At 51.0% G+C, this 1272-nt stretch carries 3 protein-coding genes; 2 read left to right on the top strand and 1 reads right to left on the bottom strand.

The window, feature by feature from the left end:
* Window positions 1–116 precede the first annotated feature (116 nt).
* Window positions 117–368 (bottom strand): helix-turn-helix domain-containing protein, encoded by a 252-nt coding sequence (locus ALQ04_RS13110; protein WP_122316185.1) that lies wholly within the window; start codon window positions 366–368, stop codon window positions 117–119.
* Window positions 369–531: 163 nt separating this feature from the next.
* On the opposite strand from ALQ04_RS13110, the gene ALQ04_RS27275 reads away from it, so the two are divergent.
* Window positions 532–864: a hypothetical protein gene (locus ALQ04_RS27275; protein WP_259645006.1), complete on the top strand. Its 333-nt coding sequence runs from the start codon at window positions 532–534 to the stop codon at window positions 862–864.
* Window positions 865–984: 120 nt separating this feature from the next.
* Window positions 985–1272 (top strand): DUF6966 domain-containing protein (locus tag ALQ04_RS13100; protein WP_122316183.1); only part of this gene is annotated, 288 nt, incomplete at its 3' end.

Raw genomic sequence — 1272 nt, 5'->3', positions numbered from 1 at the left:
AAAAAGTTGACCACTACAATGGAACCCTATGAGTGTGTTTTCAGTGGTTCGGTTCCGGACGGTGATAGGTGAAATGTTAAAAAGACATTAAGGGTAGCAAGGCCGTGTGACGATACTCACTTGCCCGATTCAAGTGCCTCTTCATATTCACTGATGAATTGTGGCAGCGCGTAGCCCAGCACGGCGCACAAGTCCCGTAGCTGGACGAGATCCAGGCGTCGCAAGCCCTGTTCTACATCGCTCATGAATGATTGTGGTCGGCCAAGCGCCCGCGAGCACTCCGATTGGGTGAGGTTGGCATTTTCCCTGATCGTGCGCAGTAGTTTGATCAGGATCTGATGTTCTCGTCGATAAATTGCTTTGGTCATGAGGCCGTTCTCGTTGAACAGCCTCACAAGCTATAACTGATTTTCAGGTAACTGATTTTCAGTTATCCCGATTTCAGATATTCTTGAGTTTGATTCCGGACAAAGCGATTGGTTTGCCCGGATGCCGATAAATCTGGAAGCCCTATCTGAAAGGACACAATCGATGAAAACACGCACCTTCCTCCGCAAGCCCAGGCAATCATCACGCCGGGATACACGACCTCGTTTTCCCAGCCGCTCCCCGAAGCCATCCTCGACCCAACTGCAAATTGTCAGCGCCATGTACGCCTACCTGATGACCAGTTGGGAAGAGCTGCCCGACAAGAACAAGCATGCCCTGGGCTTTGATTTCGTGGTGGGCAGTGAGGGCGAGGAAAAGGCACTCAGCCATATGGCGCGGCTGTTTCTGGACTATGCCGATCTGTCATTTCGCCGCGCATTGATTGCAAGGCGCAGACGGCTTGGGATTGATGAAGCGAGCAGGGCGGTCGAATGAGAGCGGCTGAATAGGCCCTCAGGTGCAGGCGGGTGAGCATCTTGAGAAGAGGATTTTACTTGCCTGCACACTGGCCATTGGCGATATTGCTTTTCGCACAACGTCCAGGTGATATCCCAATTGAGTACAAAAACCGAAAAGCTGATCTGCGCGCTTGATGAGTTGATTGCTGTTCTTGAAAGCGACGATGAAGAGCATTGGAGCGCGTGGTTCCGGAATGCTCGGGCGCAGTTGCTTGCTTCTGATTACTCGGGAATCGCGTCAGTGTTGTCAGCTTTTGGGGGGATGGGGTCTTTTAATGATCTTACTCTTGGGCAGAGTTATAAAAATGGAAGTTTGTGCTGGAAGGCTGGGTATGGGGAGTTGAATAAAAGGCTGGAGGAGTTGAAGTGTAGTGGTCAACTTTTT

Source organism: Pseudomonas cichorii, from assembly GCF_003700275.1.
GTDB classification, from domain to species: domain Bacteria; phylum Pseudomonadota; class Gammaproteobacteria; order Pseudomonadales; family Pseudomonadaceae; genus Aquipseudomonas; species Aquipseudomonas cichorii_B.
This window is presented reverse-complemented; position numbering and strand designations above follow the sequence as displayed.

Bases quoted from the DNA above. Each gene is read 5' to 3' on its own strand.
- ALQ04_RS13110 (WP_122316185.1), bottom strand. From the start codon at position 368: ATGACCAAAGCAATTTATCGACGAGAACATCAGATCCTGATCAAACTA.
- ALQ04_RS27275 (WP_259645006.1), top strand. From the start codon at position 532: ATGAAAACACGCACCTTCCTCCGCAAGCCCAGGCAATCATCACGCCGG.